At 39.8% G+C, this 22,284-nt stretch carries 20 protein-coding genes; 19 read left to right on the plus strand and 1 reads right to left on the minus strand.

All coding sequences use genetic code 11. The features are described 5' to 3' along the window. Positions 1-70 precede the first annotated feature (70 nt). Positions 71-1,018, plus strand: a complete 948-nt coding sequence (locus tag EUBREC_RS01775; protein WP_006859040.1) for an adenosine deaminase — start codon at positions 71-73, stop codon at positions 1,016-1,018. Positions 1,019-1,549: 531 nt separating this feature from the next. Here EUBREC_RS01775 and EUBREC_RS01780 read toward each other — a convergent pair. Next, entirely contained in the window at positions 1,550-1,861 is a 312-nt protein-coding gene (locus EUBREC_RS01780; RefSeq protein WP_262585324.1) for a hypothetical protein, read from the minus strand. Positions 1,862-2,339: 478 nt separating this feature from the next. On the opposite strand from EUBREC_RS01780, the gene EUBREC_RS01785 reads away from it, so the two are divergent. The 18 genes from EUBREC_RS01785 (at position 2,340) to EUBREC_RS01865 (ending at position 22,265) form a co-directional block, all read left to right on the plus strand. Next, entirely contained in the window at positions 2,340-3,350 is a 1,011-nt protein-coding gene (locus EUBREC_RS01785) for a radical SAM/SPASM domain-containing protein (RefSeq protein ID WP_012741307.1), read from the plus strand. Between the two features lie 17 nt (positions 3,351-3,367). Then, a complete protein-coding gene (locus EUBREC_RS01790) occupies positions 3,368-4,627 on the plus strand; it encodes an MFS transporter (RefSeq protein WP_015515523.1) in 1,260 nt (419 codons plus the stop codon). 419 nt (positions 4,628-5,046) lie between these two features. Next, positions 5,047-5,568, plus strand: coding sequence for a GNAT family N-acetyltransferase (locus tag EUBREC_RS16530; RefSeq protein WP_012741309.1), 522 nt, complete (start codon positions 5,047-5,049; stop codon positions 5,566-5,568). A 33-nt stretch (positions 5,569-5,601) separates the two neighbouring features. Continuing rightward, the gene (locus EUBREC_RS01800) at positions 5,602-6,126 is read left to right on the plus strand and encodes a hypothetical protein (RefSeq protein WP_012741310.1); all 525 of its coding nucleotides are present in this window, start codon (positions 5,602-5,604) and stop codon (positions 6,124-6,126) included. A gap of 256 nt (positions 6,127-6,382) precedes the next feature. Further along, on the plus strand, positions 6,383-6,685 hold the full coding sequence (locus EUBREC_RS01805) for a Dabb family protein (protein ID WP_012741311.1): 303 nt from the start codon (positions 6,383-6,385) through the stop codon (positions 6,683-6,685). A 162-nt stretch (positions 6,686-6,847) separates the two neighbouring features. After that, on the plus strand, positions 6,848-8,170 hold the full coding sequence (locus tag EUBREC_RS01810) for a methyl-accepting chemotaxis protein (RefSeq protein WP_041253819.1): 1,323 nt from the start codon (positions 6,848-6,850) through the stop codon (positions 8,168-8,170). Between the two features lie 156 nt (positions 8,171-8,326). Further along, a complete protein-coding gene (locus EUBREC_RS01815) occupies positions 8,327-9,826 on the plus strand; it encodes a Wadjet anti-phage system protein JetA family protein (protein ID WP_015515527.1) in 1,500 nt (499 codons plus the stop codon). A gap of 15 nt (positions 9,827-9,841) precedes the next feature. Next, complete coding sequence (locus tag EUBREC_RS01820) at positions 9,842-10,567, plus strand: DUF4194 domain-containing protein (RefSeq protein WP_012741314.1); 726 nt, start codon at positions 9,842-9,844, stop codon at positions 10,565-10,567. 16 nt (positions 10,568-10,583) lie between these two features. Continuing rightward, entirely contained in the window at positions 10,584-13,919 is a 3,336-nt protein-coding gene (locus EUBREC_RS01825; protein WP_012741315.1) for an SbcC/MukB-like Walker B domain-containing protein, read from the plus strand. A gap of 2 nt (positions 13,920-13,921) precedes the next feature. After that, positions 13,922-14,386: a gamma carbonic anhydrase family protein gene (locus tag EUBREC_RS01830; RefSeq protein ID WP_012741316.1), complete on the plus strand. Its 465-nt coding sequence runs from the start codon at positions 13,922-13,924 to the stop codon at positions 14,384-14,386. Positions 14,387-14,493: 107 nt separating this feature from the next. Next, positions 14,494-15,888, plus strand: a complete 1,395-nt coding sequence (locus tag EUBREC_RS01835) for an MFS transporter (RefSeq protein ID WP_012741317.1) — start codon at positions 14,494-14,496, stop codon at positions 15,886-15,888. 30 nt (positions 15,889-15,918) lie between these two features. Continuing rightward, positions 15,919-16,662, plus strand: a complete 744-nt coding sequence (locus tag EUBREC_RS01840) for a glycerophosphodiester phosphodiesterase (RefSeq protein WP_012741318.1) — start codon at positions 15,919-15,921, stop codon at positions 16,660-16,662. Between the two features lie 177 nt (positions 16,663-16,839). Then, positions 16,840-16,977, plus strand: a complete 138-nt coding sequence (locus tag EUBREC_RS17645; protein ID WP_167527322.1) for a hypothetical protein — start codon at positions 16,840-16,842, stop codon at positions 16,975-16,977. After that, on the plus strand, positions 16,977-17,186 hold the full coding sequence (locus EUBREC_RS01845; RefSeq protein ID WP_012741320.1) for a hypothetical protein: 210 nt from the start codon (positions 16,977-16,979) through the stop codon (positions 17,184-17,186). The genes EUBREC_RS17645 and EUBREC_RS01845 overlap by 1 nt, the downstream gene beginning before the upstream one ends. Before the next feature lie 202 nt (positions 17,187-17,388). Next, positions 17,389-19,464, plus strand: coding sequence for a polyphosphate kinase 1 (gene ppk1 / locus EUBREC_RS01850; RefSeq protein ID WP_041254421.1), 2,076 nt, complete (start codon positions 17,389-17,391; stop codon positions 19,462-19,464). 62 nt (positions 19,465-19,526) lie between these two features. Then, positions 19,527-20,006 carry a Cys-tRNA(Pro) deacylase gene (ybaK, locus tag EUBREC_RS01855; protein WP_012741322.1) on the plus strand — a complete coding sequence of 160 codons (480 nt, stop codon included), beginning with the start codon at positions 19,527-19,529 and terminating at the stop codon, positions 20,004-20,006. 143 nt (positions 20,007-20,149) lie between these two features. Then, positions 20,150-21,238 (plus strand): tryptophan--tRNA ligase, encoded by a 1,089-nt coding sequence (gene trpS, locus EUBREC_RS01860; protein WP_012741323.1) that lies wholly within the window; start codon positions 20,150-20,152, stop codon positions 21,236-21,238. A gap of 85 nt (positions 21,239-21,323) precedes the next feature. Then, on the plus strand, positions 21,324-22,265 hold the full coding sequence (locus tag EUBREC_RS01865) for a magnesium transporter CorA family protein (protein WP_012741324.1): 942 nt from the start codon (positions 21,324-21,326) through the stop codon (positions 22,263-22,265). Positions 22,266-22,284 lie beyond the last annotated feature (19 nt).

Raw genomic sequence — 22,284 nt, forward strand, 5'->3', positions numbered from 1 at the left:
GAGGGAAAAGTGCTACAATTAAAAGGAAAAAATTGTAGAGAAAATTAAAAACATAGGAGGAAACGTATTTGTGAATGGTTTTACAGATGCATTGGAACAAAGAAATCTGGAAGAGTTAAGAAAGTATCCTAAGGCAGATTTGCACAATCATTTTGTGCTTGGCGGAAATAGACGGTTCATATATCAGGAAACTCGAAAAAAAATTGAGCCATTAGCTAATCCTTTGTCATCAATGGATGAGATGAATCAATGGAGTCAAAAATATATTAGTCAAGACTTTAATAGCACTGCGATGAGAAAATTTTTGATCAGAGCAACATTTCAACAAGCCAGAGAGGATGGAGTAACTGTGCTTGAAATTGGTGAAGATGTGTGGGGCTTAAACGAATTTTTTAATAATGATATTGATGAGTTGGTTAATGCTTTTACAAGTGCTCAAAAAGAAATCGCTCCCGATATAGAATTAAGGCTTCAAATTGGATTATCAAGACATTGTTCGATCAGTTATTTAGAAGATTGTTTATCATATTTTTGGGGAAATAAGAATTTTTATTCTATTGATTTGTACGGTGATGAATTAGCACAACCTATCGAAAATTTTAAAGGAATTTATCGGCGTGCAAAAAAAGAAGGATTAAGGCTAAAAGCACACGTCGGAGAATGGGGGACTGCTAAAGACGTAAGAACAGCCGTAGAAGAATTAGAACTTGATGAGGTTCAGCATGGGATAGCGGCAGTCAGTGATGAATCAGTAATCCGTTTTTTGGCAGATAATAAAATTAGATTAAATATTACACCAACAAGTAATATTTTACTTGGAAGGGTAGCAGATATGTCTATGCATCCGATTGGAAAACTGTATCGTAGTGGTGTTGATGTTACTATAAATTCCGATGATGTATTAATATTTGATTCAGATGTATCCAAAGAATATCTACGGCTTTATGAGTTTCAGTGCTTAACAGCAGAAGAATTAGAAAACATAAGAAAAAATGGACTAAAACCTATAATTATATAGACAAATTGAAATTGCAGACTTCCTTATTGATCATATCTAAACATGGTGCTAGCACCATGTAATAAAGGTAATTAAGGAGAAAATCGGTATTTTTGGAGTGGCTCTATTTTGGCTCTAAAATTTTTTGTAATCACAAAAATAAAGAGAAAAAATGGAGAATGTGAATAAAAATATGCAGTAAAATCAACGAAAAACATTCCGATTTAATTTCCTAAAGCTCGTGAGGGTGGACGTACAGTAGGATCTGGACGTGTTGCTACAGTTATCGAGTAATACAATCTTAATATGGATTTGTTATCGTAAGATAACGTTGTGTCTAAACGTAAGATACCCGTAGAACTTCGGTTCTACGGGTTTTTCTGTATCTTAAAGAGAGAATGATTTGAAAAATTATAAGTAGAGAAATAGCGAAATATTTATCAGCAAGATAAAATACAGATAAATTTAAAATTGAAAAATAAGACCAGTGGTGCCAAAACGGTGCCCAAAAAGAAACTCCTGCGAATGTTTGCCATTCACAGGAGTGATTTTTTACCAACCTTTAATCTGCTTGATCTGTTCAGCACGTTTCGGATCTCGATGATATTGCAGTTTCAGACGGATTGTTTCTACAACTTCCTGTCTGGCTTCATCATCAAGCTGATAGAATGATGTAAGTAGATTATCTACATCAGGCATACTATTTTTGCCAAAAAGATACATCAACGGATACATAGAATTTTTTAAGTAAGTCTTTACACGACTTGCGTCTAAGGCTCCGTTCAAACCGTCTGGAAGTGTAGGATAAATCTCTTCTTCCTTAATTGTGTCAGAAAATGGACTGGCAGAACATATCTCATTCACATCAATTTGCAATTCGTTTGCAAGTCTTAAAGCAAAATCAAATCGAATATTGGAATCTTTTTGAATGATTGAATATAAGGTTGTAGCACTGATTCCAGTTGCTTTTGCAATTTTACGGACATTTATAAGTGGTTAAGAGATCTGATGTATGCGTAGAAAATGGAAAATATGTTACAAATAAAACGAGAATTTGAACTCGAAATTTGGGAAAAATAATGAAAATAACTTGACATTTGAAAATAAGAGATGTATTCTTAAGATAAATTCAATAAACGGGAGGTGGATAAAAATGTTTAATCTTGAAGAATTGAGCTTGGAGTTTGTAGAGATTTCTGAATTAAAAACCTCTAAGAACTTATTTGGACCAGTTATGTACGGAACAGGTGTGAGAATGTAGTTTGTAGAAAAGACTTGCTCTATGTAAAAAGAAATATAGAGTAGGTCTTTTTTATTTAAAAAGGATTATAGGAGAGAATATATGAATAAATTAACTACAGCTGTATGGGAAATAACAATGGGTTGTAATATGCGTTGTAAACATTGCGGTTCAAGTTGTGCAGAAGCGCTACCCGATGAGTTGAATACATCAGAAGCTCTTGAGGTGTGTGACCAATTAAAAGATTTGGGATTAAAAGTTATTACATTATCTGGAGGGGAACCTACGACACGTAGTGACTGGCATATTATTGCGAAAAGATTAGTAGATAATGGCATAATAACAAGTATTATTACAAATGGTTGGTTGATTGATGAAAACTTTATTCATAATGCGATAACATCAGGAATTAGAAGTGTCTGTTTAAGTATTGATGGTCTTGAAAAAACTCACGATTTTATACGGAGATCGGGATCATTCAATAAAAGTATTAAAGCATTGAAAGAATTAAGAAAAAATAATATTTCGACATCAGTAATAACTTCAATAAATAAAGAAAATATATGTGAATTGGAAGAACTATATCAATTATTAATTGTTTTGGCAGATTGCATAGGTTATTATAGCAATAAAGATATAAAAGTAAATGAGAATTTTCTTAATGATAATTGGTCTTGGACAGGTTGTGGAGCAGGAAAGCATGTAATTGGTATTCTGCATAATGGAGATATTGTTGCTTGTACTTCTATTAGAGATAAAACATTAGTAGCGGGAAATATTCGTGAAAAATCTTTAAAGTCGATTTGGGAAAGTCCGGACTCTTTTAAGTGGAATAGAAATTTTGATAGTAGTAAGTTAAAAGGATTTTGCAGAGAATGTCGTTATACAGAACGATGCTTAGGAGGATGTAGTAATAGTCGTTATTGCATTAACGGCTCATTTGAAAGTGAAAATAGATACTGTGCATATAATGTTGAAATGAAAAAATGGAAAAAATATTTGGAATCACTTAATGATATATCAGAAATTGATAATGTTATAGAAAAAGCAGCGGCTTTAAAACATCAGGATCTTTATAAGATAGCTTGCGAAATTAAACAATCTAAATTATGATTAGAGAGGTAACAAATATGAATAAACATGAGTTATATCATAACCACAATTATGTTTATCTGCTGACTTCTAATATTATTAACCGCTGTGGTGATTCATTAGATACAATACTTTTTACATGGTTGGTATATTTACTTACAAATAGTGCAGGGTGGTCTGCGATTATTTTTGGTATTAATCAAGCTACTTCTGTAATTATTCAACCATTTATAGGTCCATTAGTCGAGAATATGAATAAAAAGAAAGTGTTAGTACTTTCAGATATAGCTCGAGTTCTGTTAGTTTTGTATATATTATATGTATATACACAAAACATGCTTTCACCATTAATATTGGTTTTTATGACAATATCCATTTCATTAATAGAAGCATTTCATATGCCAGCAGGGGTAGCAGTTATTCAGCATGTACTTCCTAATGAACATTATGATAAAGGTGTAAGTGTCAATGTGTCTTGTACCAAAATAGCAGTATTAGTTGGAACTGGCTTGTCAGGCATAGTGATTAGTTCATTTGGAATAGGTATTTCTTTAGCGATAGATGCTTTGATATTTTTAATATCAGCGTTGCTTATAGTAAAAATAGAATTTTCTGTTCAAGAAGAAAAGAAGACAAACCGAATAATTGGCAGAGAATATTTAATTTCGCTTAGAGATGGATTTAGTTATGTATTTGACCATAAGAAGCTATTAAAACTATGTTTTTTATGTATTCTAATTAATTCAGCAGTGGTTCCATTTGATGCACTGCTCGCCCCGATTGCAAGAGAAATGTTTAGTGGAGATGCCAAAATTGTTTCATTACTAAGTGTAAGCGTAACTATTGGTACTATTTTGGGATCATTGACTTTTGCAAAAATGAAAGAGGAGAAAAAAAATAATACACTTGTTACATTTTGTGGAATTGTTTTAGGTGTATACTATGTTTTTATTGCATTTGTTTCAAAATATATTGCAAATCCTATAACTCAAAAATTACTGTTGCTAATCGGTTCGATAATAATTGGTGCAGCATTGGGATTAATGATTACTTATGTACAAGTGAAATTTGTAAAAGAAGTTACTAAAGAATATATAGGACGTGTTTCTGCAATTCGATTTTCACTTACATACGCATGCGCGCCAGTGGTATCTTTTGTGATTAGTATTATATACAAAGTTACTGTTGTTGATACAAGTTCACTTTTTGTGGGATTTGGTATTGTAATAATAATTCTTTTTCTTTTGGCAAATAAGATTACGTTTTCTCCTTTGAAGAAAGGCGATAAAAGTTATTAGAAATTATTTATATGAAAAACTGGCTGCTTTTTGGCTATAAATTAAAGCTGATAGAGAAGAGCATAAACAACAGAAGAGAAGCTTTTTGACTGAGGCTTCCGGTGCCAAAACGGTGCCAAGAAATCAGGCAAATAAAAATAAATAGTACAAATCAGTCGTTTTTCACTGTATTTTGGAGAGAAAACCATAAAAAATATGAGGTAAAATGATATTAAAGTATCGTGAGGGTGGATGTACAGTAGGATCTGGACGTGTTGCTACAGTTATCGAGTAATTACTTGTTAGTAGTGTAAATATCTAGTAAATTCAAGGGTTTCCGAGATTTCTCGGAAACCCTTTTTTACAGTTTAAAAGTATGTTATAGTAGGATTAATTGATGTAGTGGTGCCAAGTCATAATGTAGATGGAAAAGGATTTTTATGATGAAAATAGAAACAGAGCGATTATACATCCGCCATTTTGTGAATGAAGATGCTTCAATATGCTTCGAGGGATGGGGGACAGATGAGCATTTGGGTGATTTTATAATGGGATATCCAATGAATATGGATCAGATGAATTCTTTTGTAAATGCTATGGTGAAAAATACGAATGCATGGGTAATTGTTGAAAAAGAAAGTGGTGCATGTATAGGATATATATCTTTTGATATACCATATCAAGAATTAAGGATTGGTGAAATTGGTTATGTTATTGGTGAAAAGTGGCATGGTAAAGGTTATGGCACTGAAGCTGTAAAAAAGATGATTTCAGAATACTTGTCAAAAGATAGACTGTATCTCATTGAGGCAAAATGTAATATAGATAATAAACCTTCGCTTAATCTGCTTGAAAAGGTAGGTTTTATTAAGGATGGGGTTTTAAGAAAAAGAAGAATTGATAAAAACACAGGGGAATATAGGGATTTGGTTGTTTATTCAATTACTACAAATGATAAATAAGCAACATGTTTATCGGGAGGAGAGTGTACGCTAATGAAAAATGAATTTTTAGAAGCATTAGGAAGCAATAATGCGAATAATAACACAGATTTATCATTGTATAGTAGATTTGTTGGAAATTGGTCGTTTACAATGACTACATATGATGAAGAGGGGAAGATTGAAGATACAAAAGAAGGTGAGTGGCTTTTTTCATATGTCATGGATGGGTATGGAATTCAAGATGTCTTCATTTGTCCCAAAAGAGGAGAATGGACAGAGGAAGATACTTTATACGGAGATTATGGAACAACAATACGAGTTCCAATGATAGATAATTCAAAAAAGTGGAATATAGTGTACGTTTCCAAATGGAGTGTTGATAGGTTAATCGCCGAAGAATTGGAGAATGATATTATACAAACAGGGATTAATAAAGATGCGAATGATACAACTATATGGCAATGGAATTTCAAAAATATTGAGAAGGATACATTTAGTTGGGAAAGTATCTATTCAAAAGATTGCGGAAAGACGTGGAAATATGCAACAAAGGTAGAAGCTAAAAGAGAAATGTAAATTAAATGATTTGAATAATAAATGTATTCTAAACTGTACCTAATATGTTTTCTGCCACAAAAGGTGCAAAATGGGGTAGGAAATGAAGTGATGGGGTAGAATATGTAATTGACATAGCGGTCTGAATGGCATATTATTCATACAAAGGTCTCCATTCACCTTATGGTTTTGAACTATAGAAGAGATGAACATTAAAGAAATTATTATGTTATAGTTTGGACTGGTCGAAAGACCTGAAAAACTCAGGAGGAACACAATGGTTAAACACATTATTTTATGGACACTCAAGGATGAGTACACAGAGGCACAGAAGAAGGAAATACGTGCCGGCATAAAGGAAGGCTTAGAGGGACTTAAAGGGCAGATTCCGGGAATGATCGACATTTCAGTACGCACAGATTATCTTCCGACATCTACAGTAGATGTGATGCTTGATACTACATTTGAGGATGCTGATGCACTTGCAGCGTATGCAAAGAATCCTAAGCATGTTGCAGTGGCGGATACCAGGGTGAGACCATTTACTGCAAATAGGGCATGTATGGATTTCGAGGTGTAATAAGCGGGAAATTAGTGTATTTGACTATAAATCATTTCCGAAATTAGGCGATATGTCAAAAATGACGAATATTGTCAAATTATCATTGAAATAGTACTATGGTAATGATATAATAATCTTACTGTATAGAACGAAACCTAAATGAGAAAGGGAGAATTACATATGGGTGAGGAAGCTAAAAGCAAAATAATGGAAATGCCACTTCAGCAGAGATTGAAATATGGCTATAAGAAAGTATTGGATATGCTGCTTGTATCGGGAGGCATATCAATTGTTGCAGTTTTATTGGTTTATTTTGGTGCAAAGGCTAATATCTTTGGTGCCGAGTCGGGAACAGTTGCTACATTTTTCCTGGTTATAGGACTGGCCAATGTAATAATAGTTGGAATTGTAGCTACAATGATTGCGAAAAAAATCAGTGATCAGGTTATTGATTCTGTGCTTGAGCCATTACAGCAGATTGAGGTAGTGGCAGGAGAGCTTGTTAATGGAAATCTTCACAGCAATCTGGAGTATCATTCAGATGATGAGGTTGGCAAACTTGCACATGACCTTAGAAAGTCTATCAGGACACTTGGCACATATATTGATGATATCGATCAGACTATGAGACAGTTTGCAGATGGCAATTTCAACTTTAAGCCACAGGTGGAGTGGAAAGGCGATTTTGTAGGAATTAAAGAATCAATTGTTGCTTTCGAGGAGAGCATGTCAGATACAGTCAGTGGTATTCAGAGAGCTGCCAATGAGGTTTCAAACGGTGCTGGGCAGGTAGCTGCCAGCTCTAGTGACCTTGCGCAGGGCGCAACAGACCAGGCCGCTGTTGTTGAGGAGCTTACAGCAACACTTGCTTCTGTAGCGGATCAGGTAGCTGAGAATGCTGAGCATGCAAAGGAAATCAGCCAGAAGGTTGACGGACTCGGAACTGAGATTATGGATAGCAACGGACAGATGCACGAGATGGTTACATCCATGAATGAAATCAATGAGGCATCTCAGGAAATCGGTAAAATCATCGCAACAATCAATGAGATTGCATCCCAGACAAACCTTCTTGCACTCAATGCTTCTATCGAGGCAGCCAGAGCAGGAGAGGCAGGAAAAGGCTTTGCAGTTGTTGCAGACCAGGTTACTGTACTTGCTGAGCAGAGTGCAAATGCTGCTAAGGAGTCAGCAGCTCTTATTGAGTCTTCAGTCAAGGCTGTTGAAAAAGGAATGGTTATTGCAGGCAAGACAGCATCGCAGCTTGAGGAGGTTGCAGGCAATTCCAAGACTATCACAGATGAGGTTAATGGAATCGCAGAGACACTTGAGACACAGACAGATGCTATCAAGCAGATTAATAATGGTGTAGAGCAGATTAATGATGTAGTTCAGACTAACTCAGCTTCTTCACAGGAGTGCGCAGCTGCAAGTCAGGAGATGAGCAGTGAGGCAGAGAGCTTAAATGAGCTTATCCGTCATCTGAGAGTTGCTGAGCAGTAAGTATATTATATTGAATAGAATTATTGATGGTCACAATCAGGAGTGATTTGATGGTAACCGGATGTTACTGTTAAGACTGAGGTGTGAAGCAGCAATATTAATATCCCCACGTTTATTTCCATGTATATGGCGAAAAACGTGGGGATATGTTATTATATGAGTATGACATTAAAAGATAGAATACCAAAAGAATTTTATAGCTTATTCCGCACGAAAAATATGGATGCATACATGCAGATAGTTGTTGCGTTATATGAGGAGAATAACGAGGTCTATGCATCACTGGGACTGACACGTGAGGAGTGTCAGATAATCATAGCGGATACCATATCAAAAACAGGCATTGTATGGCAGACTGATTATAATGAAGATGAGAGTGATAAAGATAGTGGCAGCATGGATAATCATGATGATTATAATCCTGATTCCGAAATTGATGTTATATATGACCAGGCCACTTTCGCATACACCCTGACACCATCAGCTATATTGGGCAGGCTTATAAACTGGGGCTGGATCAGGAGTGATTTTGATGAAAAGCTCAACACATATGTGATTGCATTTCCTCAGTACAGCCAGATGTATGCTGAGCTATTTAAAAAGCTGCTTGTGGATGATGACAGCAGGGAGCGCGAGAGCATTTTGGCTGTTTACAGTGCGCTTTTTACATATTTTTCAGATCCGGAAAAAAATAATGATATTCTGAAAAATGCGTTGTATACGTCAAAAAATCTTGGTCAGCTTTTATCAAATATGCAGGATGGTATGAGGGCATATTTTGATGAGCTGTCACGTATGAAGGATTTTATAGGTATACAGAAGGTGCTGATTAAGGAAATTAATAACAGTGATAGCAGACGTTATGCCATCCTTACAACCACGGATAGCTTTTATCGTTACAAGGAGGCTGTAAAGGAGCTTATAAGTAAAATCCTTAATCAGAACGATGATAGGAGGGCTGAGCTTGAGGGAATTCTTTCGCAGACTACACCCGGTACGTTTGAGAGAAAACGCTATGAGTACAGCGTGGAGTACTGTGATAAGGCAAGTGAGCTTGTCTATAAGGTGGAGCATGAGTTTGACCTGATTGAGAGAAAGTACAACAAGCTTATTGAGCAGAAGACGATTTTTGCAAAGAGGGCGCTTGCAAGGATACACTATATCCTGCAGGAAGGCGCAGATGACGAGGATAATATAGTAAAGCTCATTAACCTGATAGATAAGAGTGATAAAACAGATGAGATACTTGGGGCTCTTCGAAACAGAATGAAGTTCACCAGACAGTTTTACAATGTAACGGACGACAGTTTTCCGGGAAGAAGAGAGAGAGGAAGAAGTGAGTTTGTTCCGTTTGTTATTGACGATGCTTCGGCAGGCGAAGATGATATGGCAGATTTTGTGCCAAAGCCATTGTATACCAAAAAGGAGCTTCAAAGCTTCAGAGATAAAAATATGCGTGATGGCATGTTTGTGACAGATGAACAAACTGTAGAATCCATGGAGGATCTGGAAAAGCTTCTGTTTTTATGGCAGGAGGAGACCAATGAGCGCATGGGTGAGGATACGGTGAGTCTGGATGGAGAGATAACAAAGAGTGATGGTGTAAGCTACTCAAGGCTTGTAATATCCAAATCGGACTCTAAACGAGAAGCATAGAAAAGAGAGCAATGTATGTTTGAATATATGGAGAATGTTTCGCCAAATGAGGCAGAAAATATTAGAAAAACTATTCAGGATCTGTTGAGGCAGACCTGTATTTTGCAAATGAAGTGTGACCCCGTTACATTGATTCAAAGAGACAATCCAAGGTATCAGGTGTGTCTTAGAAACAGAGAGTTTATCTCTGATTATCTGGCTGTGCTTGACTGTGAGCTGGTTCATGACCAGCAGGAGCATCTTTTCAGGATAACGGGTGATGGTGTCATGCTCGAGAAGATGACTCTTCTGACTGCAAGGATTGTCATTATAATGAAGATTATATACAGGGATAAAATCATGGGCGAGGGGCTTAATGCGACAACAACGAATCTGGCGGAGATTCGTGAGTATGGCAGAAATACCAATCTGATTACCAGAAAGCTCACTAATCAGGAATGGTCAGACGCTCTTTTGCTTATGAAAACACATCAGATGATTGAACTGCCGGGGGCTATTGCAAACCTGGAGGACAACACACCAATCTATATTTATGGCACAGTAAATATATTCTGCTCAGCCATGGATATAAATGAGCTTGTGCGCATGTACAGTGATGAGGTGGAGCTGATTAAGTATGATAACGAGTCGGCTGCAACACTTGAAGCTGCCGGATTGAATACAGAAGGCAGTTCTGTAAACCATACCCATGAATTTGCCAAGAACAGTGAAATGGAGGAGTTACCAATTGAGTCAGTCTAAGAAGATATTTACCAGAATGTGTCTAAACAACTGGGGCGGAATAAATCACAAGGTTTTGCAATTTAATGAGTATGTCAATTTGTTCAGTGGTAAGAGTGGCTCGGGAAAATCAACCGTCATGGATGCGATTCAGGTAATCCTCTACGGCAGCTTCAGCCCCACCTTCTTGAACAAGGCTGCAGATGATGCAAAAAACAGGAGAAGTGTTCTGAGCTATTTGAGGGGTGAGCAGAAGGATGGCTCCGCAAATCGTGGCGACTGTGATTTTTGTTCGGTCATAGCGCTTGAGATAGAGGATACAGGCAGTCATACGTTTACATGTATAGGAATAGCCTTTGAGGTACGAAAAAACGATTCTGAGATTAAGAGATTTGTGTACTTCAGTCATTCGGGCAGGATGCCGGAGCCTTCATATGTGACAGCGGACGGCTTTTGCTATTCAAATAATGATATTAAAAAGCTTGTAAATACTCGCTCACAGTCAGCTGACAGACGCGCCAGAGGGGATGTAAACCGTATTTACGCATCGAAGGAGGCATACCTTGGCACATTATATGATGTGATTTTAGGATATATTGATCCGAATCGTTTTATCACAATGGAAAAAAGTGCTATTGCACTCAGAATGACAAATGGAACAGGCCAGTTTATACGTGATTATATGTTTCCAAAGAGTGACTCGGGCACGATAGAGACTATCAGTGAGCAGCTTGATGCATACAGACAAATCAGGGAAAAAATAGAGGATATGCGCAAGCGTATTGAGCTTCTCAAGGAAATAAAGGAGTCAGGGCAGGAACTGGTAAATATCCAAAGCGATATTGTCATGGCAGAGACAATGATCAGGTGCATAGATATCGAGGATATGCGTGCAAGGATTCAGGCAGCTGAGGATGATAAAAAGCGTATCGAAGAAGAACAGGACAGACTTTCAGAAAAGGCAGATGATATAGCCGGGCAGCAGGCAGATCTGCAGCAAGAGTATATCCAGGTATGTGCAGATTTGAAATCGAGCGACTTAGGAAGCAAAAAGGATCAGCTTAGGGAGCTTGAGAAGAGAAGTCTCATGCTTACCGACAACAGCCGTCAGTGGATTAAAATCACAAACGGACTAAAGGCCTGGGATGAGGATGAGGTCATCACAGATTATGTGAGCAATGCAGTTTTAAACCTCATTGAAGAGATTGTGGATGGCGATGTCACGGAGGCAAAATGTCAGGAGCTTCATCTAAAGCTTGAGTCTATAAAGAAGGATATCGAGGATGAGCTCGAGGACAATACTTCGCAGAAAAATGAGATAACAAAAGAGCTTAAAGAGAAAAAACGTCTGGTCGATGATATGAAGAACAACCGCAAGTCGTACAGTGAGAGCCTGCGTTCGGCAAGAGCTGCGCTGCAGAGGGACTTAAGTGATAGATTTGGCGAGCCTGTGAAGGTACAGGTATTTGCGGATATGTTTGATGTACAGGACGAGGAATGGAAGAATGCCATAGAAGGACGTATGGGCAGGCTCAAGTTCTCACTTATCACAGAGCCGCGTTATGCGCATACTGCTGCTGTTATTTTCAGAGACATGAAGCAGTTTGAGGATGTCGACCTCATCAATTCCAAGGCTATCATGGACAGTGAACCAAAGGCCATGGATGGTTCGCTTTATGAGGCAGTGGATACAAAGGAAAAGTATGTAGATGTCTGCCTGAAAAGATATCTGGGACATATTATAAAGTGCCGTAGTGTTGACGAGCTTGAGCAGGTACGAGATGGAGTTACACCGGACTGCTACTCATACAGCAACTTTATTTTCAGACATCTGAAGAAGCGCGATTATACTACAAATGCCTGCATCGGAGGCAGGGTATCCAAGGCAAGACTTGCCGAGTATGAGGCAGATGTGGAGAGGCTTGAGAAGGACCAGATACAGCTTATGGGTATTATTTCAAGTCTTAAGGCACAGAGAGATTTTGAGTGCTTAAAGGGGGAGCCGGAGTATTTTGTGGGCCTTTCTGAGGCGTCAGATGAGCTTAAAGCAGTTAATTCGCAGAAAAATGAGCTCGAAGAGATTATTAGGACAATGGAGAATGGGCAGTACAAGGAGCTAAAGGAGAAAAAGAGGCTTCTTGAGAAAAACATCGATGCACTTAAGAGTGCTTTTTCACTGAATCAGCAGCAGATAAATGAAAAGATAAGCCAGCATGAGAAAATCATAGGTGCAAACGAACAGCGAAGAGCACAGCTGGAAGATATGTTACAGGGCTATGTTGCCAGAGAGGAGCTTGAGAAGCAGGTGCAGGATATGCTGCAGCATAGTTCAGGAGCATCGGTCAAGAGCAAACAGCGTGAGAAGCTTATTGAGCTGCAAGGCGCAGACGGAAATGGTGGCAGGCAGCAGTCGTGTGTTGAGACGTTGCAGACTGCCCGCTACAGGTATATAAAGGAGTTTCCGTCAGGTCAGTTCAGCGGAGCCGAGAAGTCAAATAAGGCATATGAGGAGCTGCTGGAGAAGTACGAGAAGGATTATGAGCCGGAATATGAGAGTGAGTTTGAGGAGCAGTGCAAGGTGATCTACAAAAGTCTCAGAGAGAATGTCATCGGTACAATCCACGGTGATATTAAGGCTGCAAAGCGCCATGCCTATGAGATAAACAGGCTTCTTAGGGAGACTAATTTCTCAGACAGTACCTATCAGATTAAGATAGAGCCGGCAAAGAACGAAAACGGTCAGTTCTATGATATGCTTATGGCGGAAGAACTGGACAGTAAAAATCCGGATAATGGCGGAATAGCTGGACAGATAAGCTTTGGTGAGGATGATTTTTATAAGAAATATGAGCAGAAAATTAAACTTTTGACAGACAAGTTCATGCCGCCAAGGGATGAGGATGAGCATCTGCGAATGCAGAAGCGCAAGGAAATGGGGCAGTATGCGGATTACCGCAATTATCTGTCATTCAGCATGTATGAGCAGGTTACGGACGAAAACGGCCGTGTCATCAGGGAAAACTTTGTAGATGACATGGCAGGACGTGATTCGGGCGGCGAGGGACAGAACCCTAAGTATGTTGCGCTTCTTGCGGGCTTTGCGATGCTTTATATGCAGCAGAGCAATCGTGATTCAAAGATTAAGCTGGTGCTTTTGGATGAGGCATTTTCCAAGATGGATCAGGAGCGAAGTGCGGTGTGTCTCAAGTATGCAAGGAAGATGGACTTGCAGCTGATTGTCTGTGTACCGGATGAACGTCTGCAGTCGCTTATCCGAAATGTGGACTGTGTCTATGGCTTCAGGCGGCATAATAATCAGATTTCTATGATGCATATAGACAAGGGCGATTATCTGAAATTGATGGAGGGATAGATATGGCATATTATATAGCAGAAGGTGCCGTTGTTAAGGGTCAGGTGACAATGGCTGACGGAGCAAGCGTATGGTATAATGCAACTGTAAGAGGCGATTCAGAACCGATAGAAATAGGCAGAAATTCGAATATACAGGACAATGCAGTGGTACATGTGGACTTAAGCCACAGTGTCAGAATTGGTGACAATGTGACAATAGGACACAGCGCAATTGTTCACGGGTGTACTATAGGTGATAATACACTCATCGGCATGGGTGCCATCGTGCTAAATGGAGCAAGGATTGGTAAAAACTGCATAATAGGTGCGGGCGCTCTTGTCACCCAGGGCACCGATATTCCTGACGGAAGCCTCGCATTTGGTTCTCCGGCAAAGGTGATCAGGGCACTGACCGCTGATGAGATAGAGGAGAATCATCGCAATGCCATGCATTATGTGGAGATTGCGAGGGAGTCGCTGATTTAATATTGGACGGATTATTTACATAAACTTTGCAAATGGGTGGTAGCGGTTTTTACATAAAAAAAATAAAATCGTAGTCTGAGGAATACAAAACAGGGAAGGTATAATTTATGAAATCAAAAGAAGACAATACACAAAAGAAAACCAAAAAGCTCTCATCAAAGGAGCTCTCATGGGTATTATATGATGTGGGAAATTCCGCATACACACTGCTTGCGTGTGCGCTCATACCGATATGGTACAAAAGCCTTGCCGTTGGAGATGGTGCAGGGCAGATTTCATCTGACAGGGCAACCGCGTATTATGCGGTGGCAATAGCTGTGATGACAGTTGTATCAGCACTTATCGGGCCTGTCTGTGGTGCGATAGCAGACCATATGCGCATCAAAAAGGCTATTTTTTCAACGACCGTAGTTGTAGGAGTGTCGGCATGTATACTTAACGGTTTTACACCTACATGGGTGCTGTTTCTTGTTATCTATGTGCTTACAAAGATATTTTACAATGCATCGCTGGTGTTTTATGACTCGATGCTTGTCGATGTGACGACAAAGGATAGAATGGACGAGGTGTCTTCCTACGGCTATGCCTGGGGATATCTGGGCTCGTGTGTGCCGTTTCTTGTTTCACTTGCAGCGTACATCTGTGGACCGGATATGCTTGGATACATATCAAACCGCCTATCGATGATAATAGGCTTTGCGGTTACAGGAATTTGGTGGTTTGTTGTTACAATTCCATTGTTTAAGAGCTATAAACAGGTGAATTATGTATCGGATGCAGCAGATAAAGATATTCATAAGAATTTTGAAAATGATGCATTTATAAGAGACAATATCAAAGAGAAAAACAAAACAAACAAAAATCCGGGAGTCCTAAGACTTATAGCTGACGCATTTGCACAGATTTTTGGAACAATCAAAAAAATAGCTACAAAAGATAAAAAAGTAGGACTGTTTTTGGTTGCTTTTTTCCTTTACATAGATGGTGTAGGTACTATAATAGATAACTGTATAAACATAGGAACTGATTTAAAGCTCGATTCAGTGGGACAGGTAGTGTTTTTACTTTTTACACAGATAGTGGCATGCATCGGTTCACTTGTTTTTGGAAGACTGTCACAGACATACAAAACTACAACACTTTTGTATGTCTGCATTGCGGGATATTTTGCAGTTTGTCTATATGCACTTACACTGCATGATATGATTGGCTTTGGAATCATGGCGTTTGGTGTGGGATGCTTCCAGGGCTCATTGCAGGCGCTGTCACGCTCATATTTTTCAAAGATTATTCCTCCTGAGAACTCGGGAGAGTATTTCGGAATCTATGATATTTTTGCAAAAGGAGCTTCGTTTTTAGGCTCGCTTGTCATAGCGGCAGTAAAGCTTGCGGGCGGCACGATAAATGTGGCGGTTGCAACTATGGCAATATTCTTTGCAGTGGGATTTGTATTTTTAAGGCTTGCAGACAGATATGATGCACCGAGGCATGAAAATAACTAAAATAAAAAGTAACGAAAGAAGGCTTAAAGCATGATAAACACAGAGGGAACAAAGGTCTGGGCACACAGAGGAGCATCCGGATATGCACCGGAGAACACACTTGAGGCATTCAAGAAGGCAGAAAAGATGAAGGCTGACGGCGTGGAGCTTGATGTGCAGCTCACAAAGGATGGAGAGCTTGTGGTCATACACGATGAGACCGTGGACAGAGTGAGTGGTGAGAAAGGCTTTGTAAAGGACTATACACTCAAGGAGCTGAAGCGCCTCAATGTGTCAAAGCACATGCCGTCCTATGACAAGAAGACTCGTATTCCAACACTCGATGAGGTGTTTGACCTGCTCAAAAACACAGAGATGACCATAAATATCGAGCTCAAAAACGGTATCGTACAGTACAAAAATCTGGAGAAAAAGGTACTGGCGCTCGTGGAAGAGTATGATATGCTTGACCGAATCTGGTGCTCATCATTCAATCACGAGTCGATTGTGCGCATGAAAAAGCTTTGCCCTGATATGAGGTGCGGTCTGCTTTTTTCTGACATTATAGTAAATCCGGCAGAGTATGCAAGCGAGCTTCATGTGGATGCGCTTCATCCGGCAACCTACCATATGCAGGATGAAAACTACATTGACAAGGCGCACGGAAGAGGACTTAGAGCTCATGTATGGACTGTAAACGAAAAGCATGAGATGAAGGCACTTGTCAAGGCAGAAGCAGATGCAATTATAACAAATTATCCGGATATTGCTGTTGAAATAGTTAAAAATGCCTAAAAGATATATAAAATGCACACAAAATTAATTTATGTAAAGCTGAGTAAAGAAATGTAAAGTTTTTACCATGATTTTACATAACTGCGTTTTGGACTTTACATTAGCTTGATACTATTAACTTGTTGAATAGTTATTGATTAATTTTAATAATTTATCATGCTAATGGAGAGATTAATTATGTTGAAAAAGAAATTACTAAAGAAAGCGGTCGTCATAGGAATGATGGCAACGATGATAACAGGCTGTTCACAAGAGGTACAAACTACCAATGTGGACGGCCTTAATTCATATAAAAATGCGTCAAAGAGGTGGTAATGCAGCTTGCTGCAAAGGAAACTCTCAGATGTGCTGATATTGTTGAAGAAATGTTTGTAAATTTGCATGAATGTATTGACAAAAAAGACAAAAATATCGAAAATGAACTTAAGAGTGCACGGACATTGCAGAAGCATTATGTGCTGTGCGGTATAGCGAGAATTGGAATATTATCAGATGATATCAACGGAGAGGTAAATATTGCATAGGGAAAGAGTTTTGAAGGCACTTGCACAGCTGCTTGTCGGGGTGGAAAATAAGCTTCATCTGGCAGACAGAAGGAGACGCCGTGAGGATAAACTGATAGAGCGGGCAAGGCTGCTTGAAATACAGCGGGCACAAAATAAAACGAACTTAAAAGACGCAGACGCGAATGGAAAAATATCATATAGAATAGGAGCATATATGCAGATGAAAAAACTGGAAGAAGTTTACACAAACAGGGAGCTGTCATGGTTACAGTTCAATGAGCGAGTATTAAATGAGGCGGGAAATCCAAGAGTACCGCTTGCAGAGAGACTGACTTTTGCATCAATCTACCAGACAAATCTGGATGAGTTTTTCATGGTAAGAGTAGGATCACTCATGATGCAGATGAATTCAAAGGAAAAGATTTTCGAGAACAAGACAAAGATGTCGAGTGAGGAACAGGTATCGGCAATCCTTGACAGAGTATGCGAGCTTGAGAAGAAAAAAGCAAGGATTTACGAGCAGCTCATGGGTGAGCTTGAGCCAAAGGGCGTGCGCATAATCAATTTCAACAAGCTGTCAAAGGATGAGGGTGATTTACTGGAGGCATATTTTGATGCACACATTGCACCTTTCCTCTCACCAATGATTATAGGAAAGCAGCAGCCGTTTCCATTCCTTGCAAATAAACAGCTCTATGCGGTAGTGCTTTTAACCACGCAGAAGGGAAAGAAAAAGACAGGTATCGTGCCATGCTCAAACAGCGTATTCAAGCGTCTGATTGAGATACCTACAAGACCGGGCACATTTATGCTGTCAGAGGAACTTATTTTACACTTTGTATCAAAGCTCTATCCAAAGTATGTAATCCGTGAGAAATCAATCATGCGTGTGACACGTAATGCGGATATTGATGCGCAGAGCATGTATGATGAGGATATGGATTACCGTAACATGATGGAGGAGCTCATCAAGAGGAGAGTGCGTCTTGATCCTGTAAGAGTTGAGCTTTCGAGAAAAATCAACCGCAAGGCGATTGACGAACTCTCGAGCTTCCTTGAGATTGGCAAAAAGCATTTTATCAGTGTAAAAACACCGCTTGATATGTCATTTGTATTCCAGCTTCAGCACTATCTGCGAGACAAGCAGGAGCTTTTCTTTGAGAAGCGTACACCGCGTGACACACCTGAGCTTTCGCTTAAGGAGAGTATACTCGGTCAGGTTGAGAAAAAGGATGTGCTTCTTTCATATCCGTTTGAGAGCATGAAGCCGTTTATCAAGATGCTTAACGATGCAGCAGAGGATCCTGATGTAGTTTCCATCAAGATGACACTATACAGAGTGGCAGACAAGAGCCAGATTATCGATGCACTTATAGAGGCTGCAGAAAACGGCAAGGAGGTTATCGTGCTTGTCGAGCTGCGTGCGAGGTTTGATGAGGCTAACAACATAGAGATGTCACACCGCCTTGAGGATGCAGGCTGTCAGATACTTTACGGACTCGGTGATTACAAGGTCCACTCAAAGCTCTGTCTCATCACAAAGAAAAAGGGCGATGGCTTTGAGTACATCACTCAGATTGGTACAGGAAACTACAACGAGAAGACCTCGCGTCTTTATACAGATTTATCCCTCATCACTGCAAATCAGGAGATTGGAGCAGATGCATCAAGGGTGTTTATGGCGCTTCAGAGAGGTGAGACTGTTTCGGACGGAGATGTAAAACATCTGCTTGTTGCCCCAAAATGCCTGCAGAATAAGATTGTTGACATGATTGATGAGCAGATTGCCAATAAGAATGCAGGAAAACCGGCATACATCGGAGTTAAGATTAACTCTCTCACTGATAAGGTGCTTATAGACAAGCTTATCGATGCATCACAGGCAGGTGTGAAGGTAGAGCTTATTGTCAGAGGAATCTGCTGTGTGAAGCCGCAGGTTGAGGATGTCACAGAAAACATCACTGTAATAAGTGTTGTAGGAAGATATCTTGAGCATTCACGTATATACAGATTTGGTGTGGGCGATGATGAGAAGATTTACATTGCGTCAGCAGATTTTATGACCAGAAATACAGTAAGACGTGTGGAGGTTGCAACACCGGTATACGATGCACATGCTAAGGACAAGATCCGCCATATCTTCGACACAATCATGACAGATGACGAGAAGGGCAAGGAGCTTTGTGCTGATGGTGAGTATGTGGACAGAAAGATAAACAGCACACCGATAGATTCGCAGGAGCAGTTCTTTGAGGAAGCATACAAAAATGCCGATAAGAGTGCGGACAATCAGTAAAATGAGGTAATTGCATAAAGATATGGAATATATCTTAAGCTTATTGGAGGAAAGATAGTATAATGGGAAAAAAAGAAGCAAAGACAAATGCAATAAGAATACTGGAAACAATGAAGATTCCATATGAGGCACGCACATACGAGTGCGATGACTTTGTGGATGCAGCTCAGATAGCAGACAAGCTGGGGCTTGACCACGCAGGCATGTACAAGACTATCACGACAGTCGGCAAAAGCGGCGGATACTATGTGTTTGTGGTACCGATAGATGACGAAATTGATTTCAAAAAAGCCGCAAAGGCAGCAGGTGAGAAGTCCATAGAGATGCTGCATCTCAAGGATTTGACAAAGGTTACAGGCTATATAAGAGGCGGCTGTACATCAATCGGAATGAAAAAACAGTATCCTACATTTATCCATGAGGCAGCTAAGGAGCAGGACAAAATCACGGTCAGCGGAGGCAGGCTTGGGCTTCAGATTACGCTGTCACCGGATGATTTGTGCAGGGCGGCAAAGGCAGAGTATGTAGATATCATAAAATAATTAAAATGAGAGTTCTTTTTCCTAGGCTTTTACACGTCAGTGTGTTATAATAAAGAAAGCTGGCGATTGCTAAGACAGACGGTTTGGCGAATAAACCTACATTGCAATCGTAGTAATAGAACTAAAGCAGAGGAATAATAGAGATGGAAAAAATTATTTTAACAGGAGACAGACCAACAGGAAGACTCCATATAGGACATTACGTGGGCTCCCTTCGCAGAAGAGTTGAGCTTCAGAATTCAGGAGAGTATGACAAAATATTTATCATGATTGCCGATGCACAGGCACTCACAGACAATTTTGACAACCCTGAGAAAATCAGACAGAATATCATAGAGGTAGCACTTGATTACCTCTCAGCAGGACTCGACCCGGCCAAGTCTACACTGTTTGTGCAGTCACAGATACCGGAGCTTACTGAGCTTACATTTTTCTACTCAAATCTCGTTACAGTATCGAGACTTCAGAGAAACCCTACAGTAAAGAACGAGATTAAGCTAAGAAATTTCGAGGCAAGTATACCGGTTGGCTTTTTCAATTATCCAATCAGTCAGGCAGCAGATATCACTGCCTTCAAGGCTACAACTGTTCCGGTTGGAGAGGACCAGCTCCCAATGATAGAGCAGACCAGGGAGATTGTCAGAAAGTTTAATTCTATCTATGATGAGGTGCTCGTTGAGCCGGATGTGCTTTTACCTGAGAATGAGGCATGCTGCAGACTTCCGGGTACAGACGGTGGACAGAAGATGAGCAAATCATTAGGCAACTGTATCTATCTGGCAGATACAGAGGCAGATGTAAAGAAGAAAATCATGAGCATGTATACAGATCCGACACATATCCAGATTTCAGATCCGGGACATGTGGAGGGCAATACAGTATTCACATATCTTGATGCTTTCTCTAAGCCGGGACATTTTGAGGAGTATCTGCCGGAGTATGCTAACCTTCAGGAGCTTAAGGACCACTATACAAGAGGCGGTCTTGGTGATGTGAAGATTAAGAAATTCCTCAACAACATCATGCAGGAGGAACTTTCACCTATCCGCGCAAGAAGAGCAGAGTATGAGAAGGATATTCCGGCTGTATATGAGATACTAAGGAAGGGCAGCGAGACAGCAAGAGAGGCTGCAGCACAGACAATGGCAGAGGTCAAGCGCGCCATGAGGATAAATTACTTTGAGGATGCAGAGCTTATAAAGAGCCAGAGTCAGAAATATGCTGAGAAGTAATATCTTTTATTTCAAAGACAATACGTTAGTGATGTCAAAATATTTTGTGGCATTATGTGTGTCATAAAAGCCACGGGGAGGCACCATGGTCAAGTTTTACAGGACAGATGACAAATTAATACATGAGCTGGATACGCTGCAGGGAGGTACCTGGATACAGATGGTCAACCCTTCTGTAGCAGAGGGACAGATGGTAGCGGATGATCTGAATGTCGATATTGAAGACGTACTTGCAGCACTCGATGAGGAGGAGAGCTCACGTATAGAGCTGCAGGATGGGTATACGTTGATTCTTGTGGATATACCTTCGATAGAGACTAGGCATGACAAGGAGTCATATACCACAATCCCACTTGGCATCATACTTACAGATGATGAGATAGTGACAGTCTGTACAGAGGATACACCGGTGCTTCAGGTATTTTTAAATAACCGTGTAAAGGAATTTTCCACCAAGAAAAAGATGCGCTTTGTATACCAGATTCTTTACAGGATATCTGTACTGTATCAAAATGATCTGCGCATCATCGACAAGATGCGTACTGAGATTGAGGAGAGAGTCGGAGAGGATACAGAGGAGGACGATTTGATCGCGCTTCACGAGCTGGAATCCACACTCGTATACTTTGCCACATCGCTTCGTGCCAATGGAGTTGTGTTAGAGAGACTGACCAGATACAAGCGCCTTGAGCAGTATCCGGAGGATAAGGAGCTTCTCGGAGACGTGATTGTCGAAAATAAACAGGCTATTGAGATGACGGGAATTTACAGGGACATCATAAATGGTACCAGAGAGCTTATGAGCACGGTCATTGACAACAGACTTAACAATGTCATGAAGTCGCTCACAATCATCACACTTATCATGGCTATTCCGACAGTTATCTCAGGAATCTATGGCATGAATGTCAGCTCAAAGTGGGTACCGCTTGCGACGACAGCACATGGATTTATGATTATAATAGGTGTTATGGTTGTCATATGTGTGCTGATACTGATTTTATTGAAGAAAAAGAGAATATTGTAATATATTGCATATTCATTAA

The organism is Agathobacter rectalis ATCC 33656, assembly GCF_000020605.1.
Classification (GTDB): domain Bacteria; phylum Bacillota; class Clostridia; order Lachnospirales; family Lachnospiraceae; genus Roseburia; species Roseburia rectalis.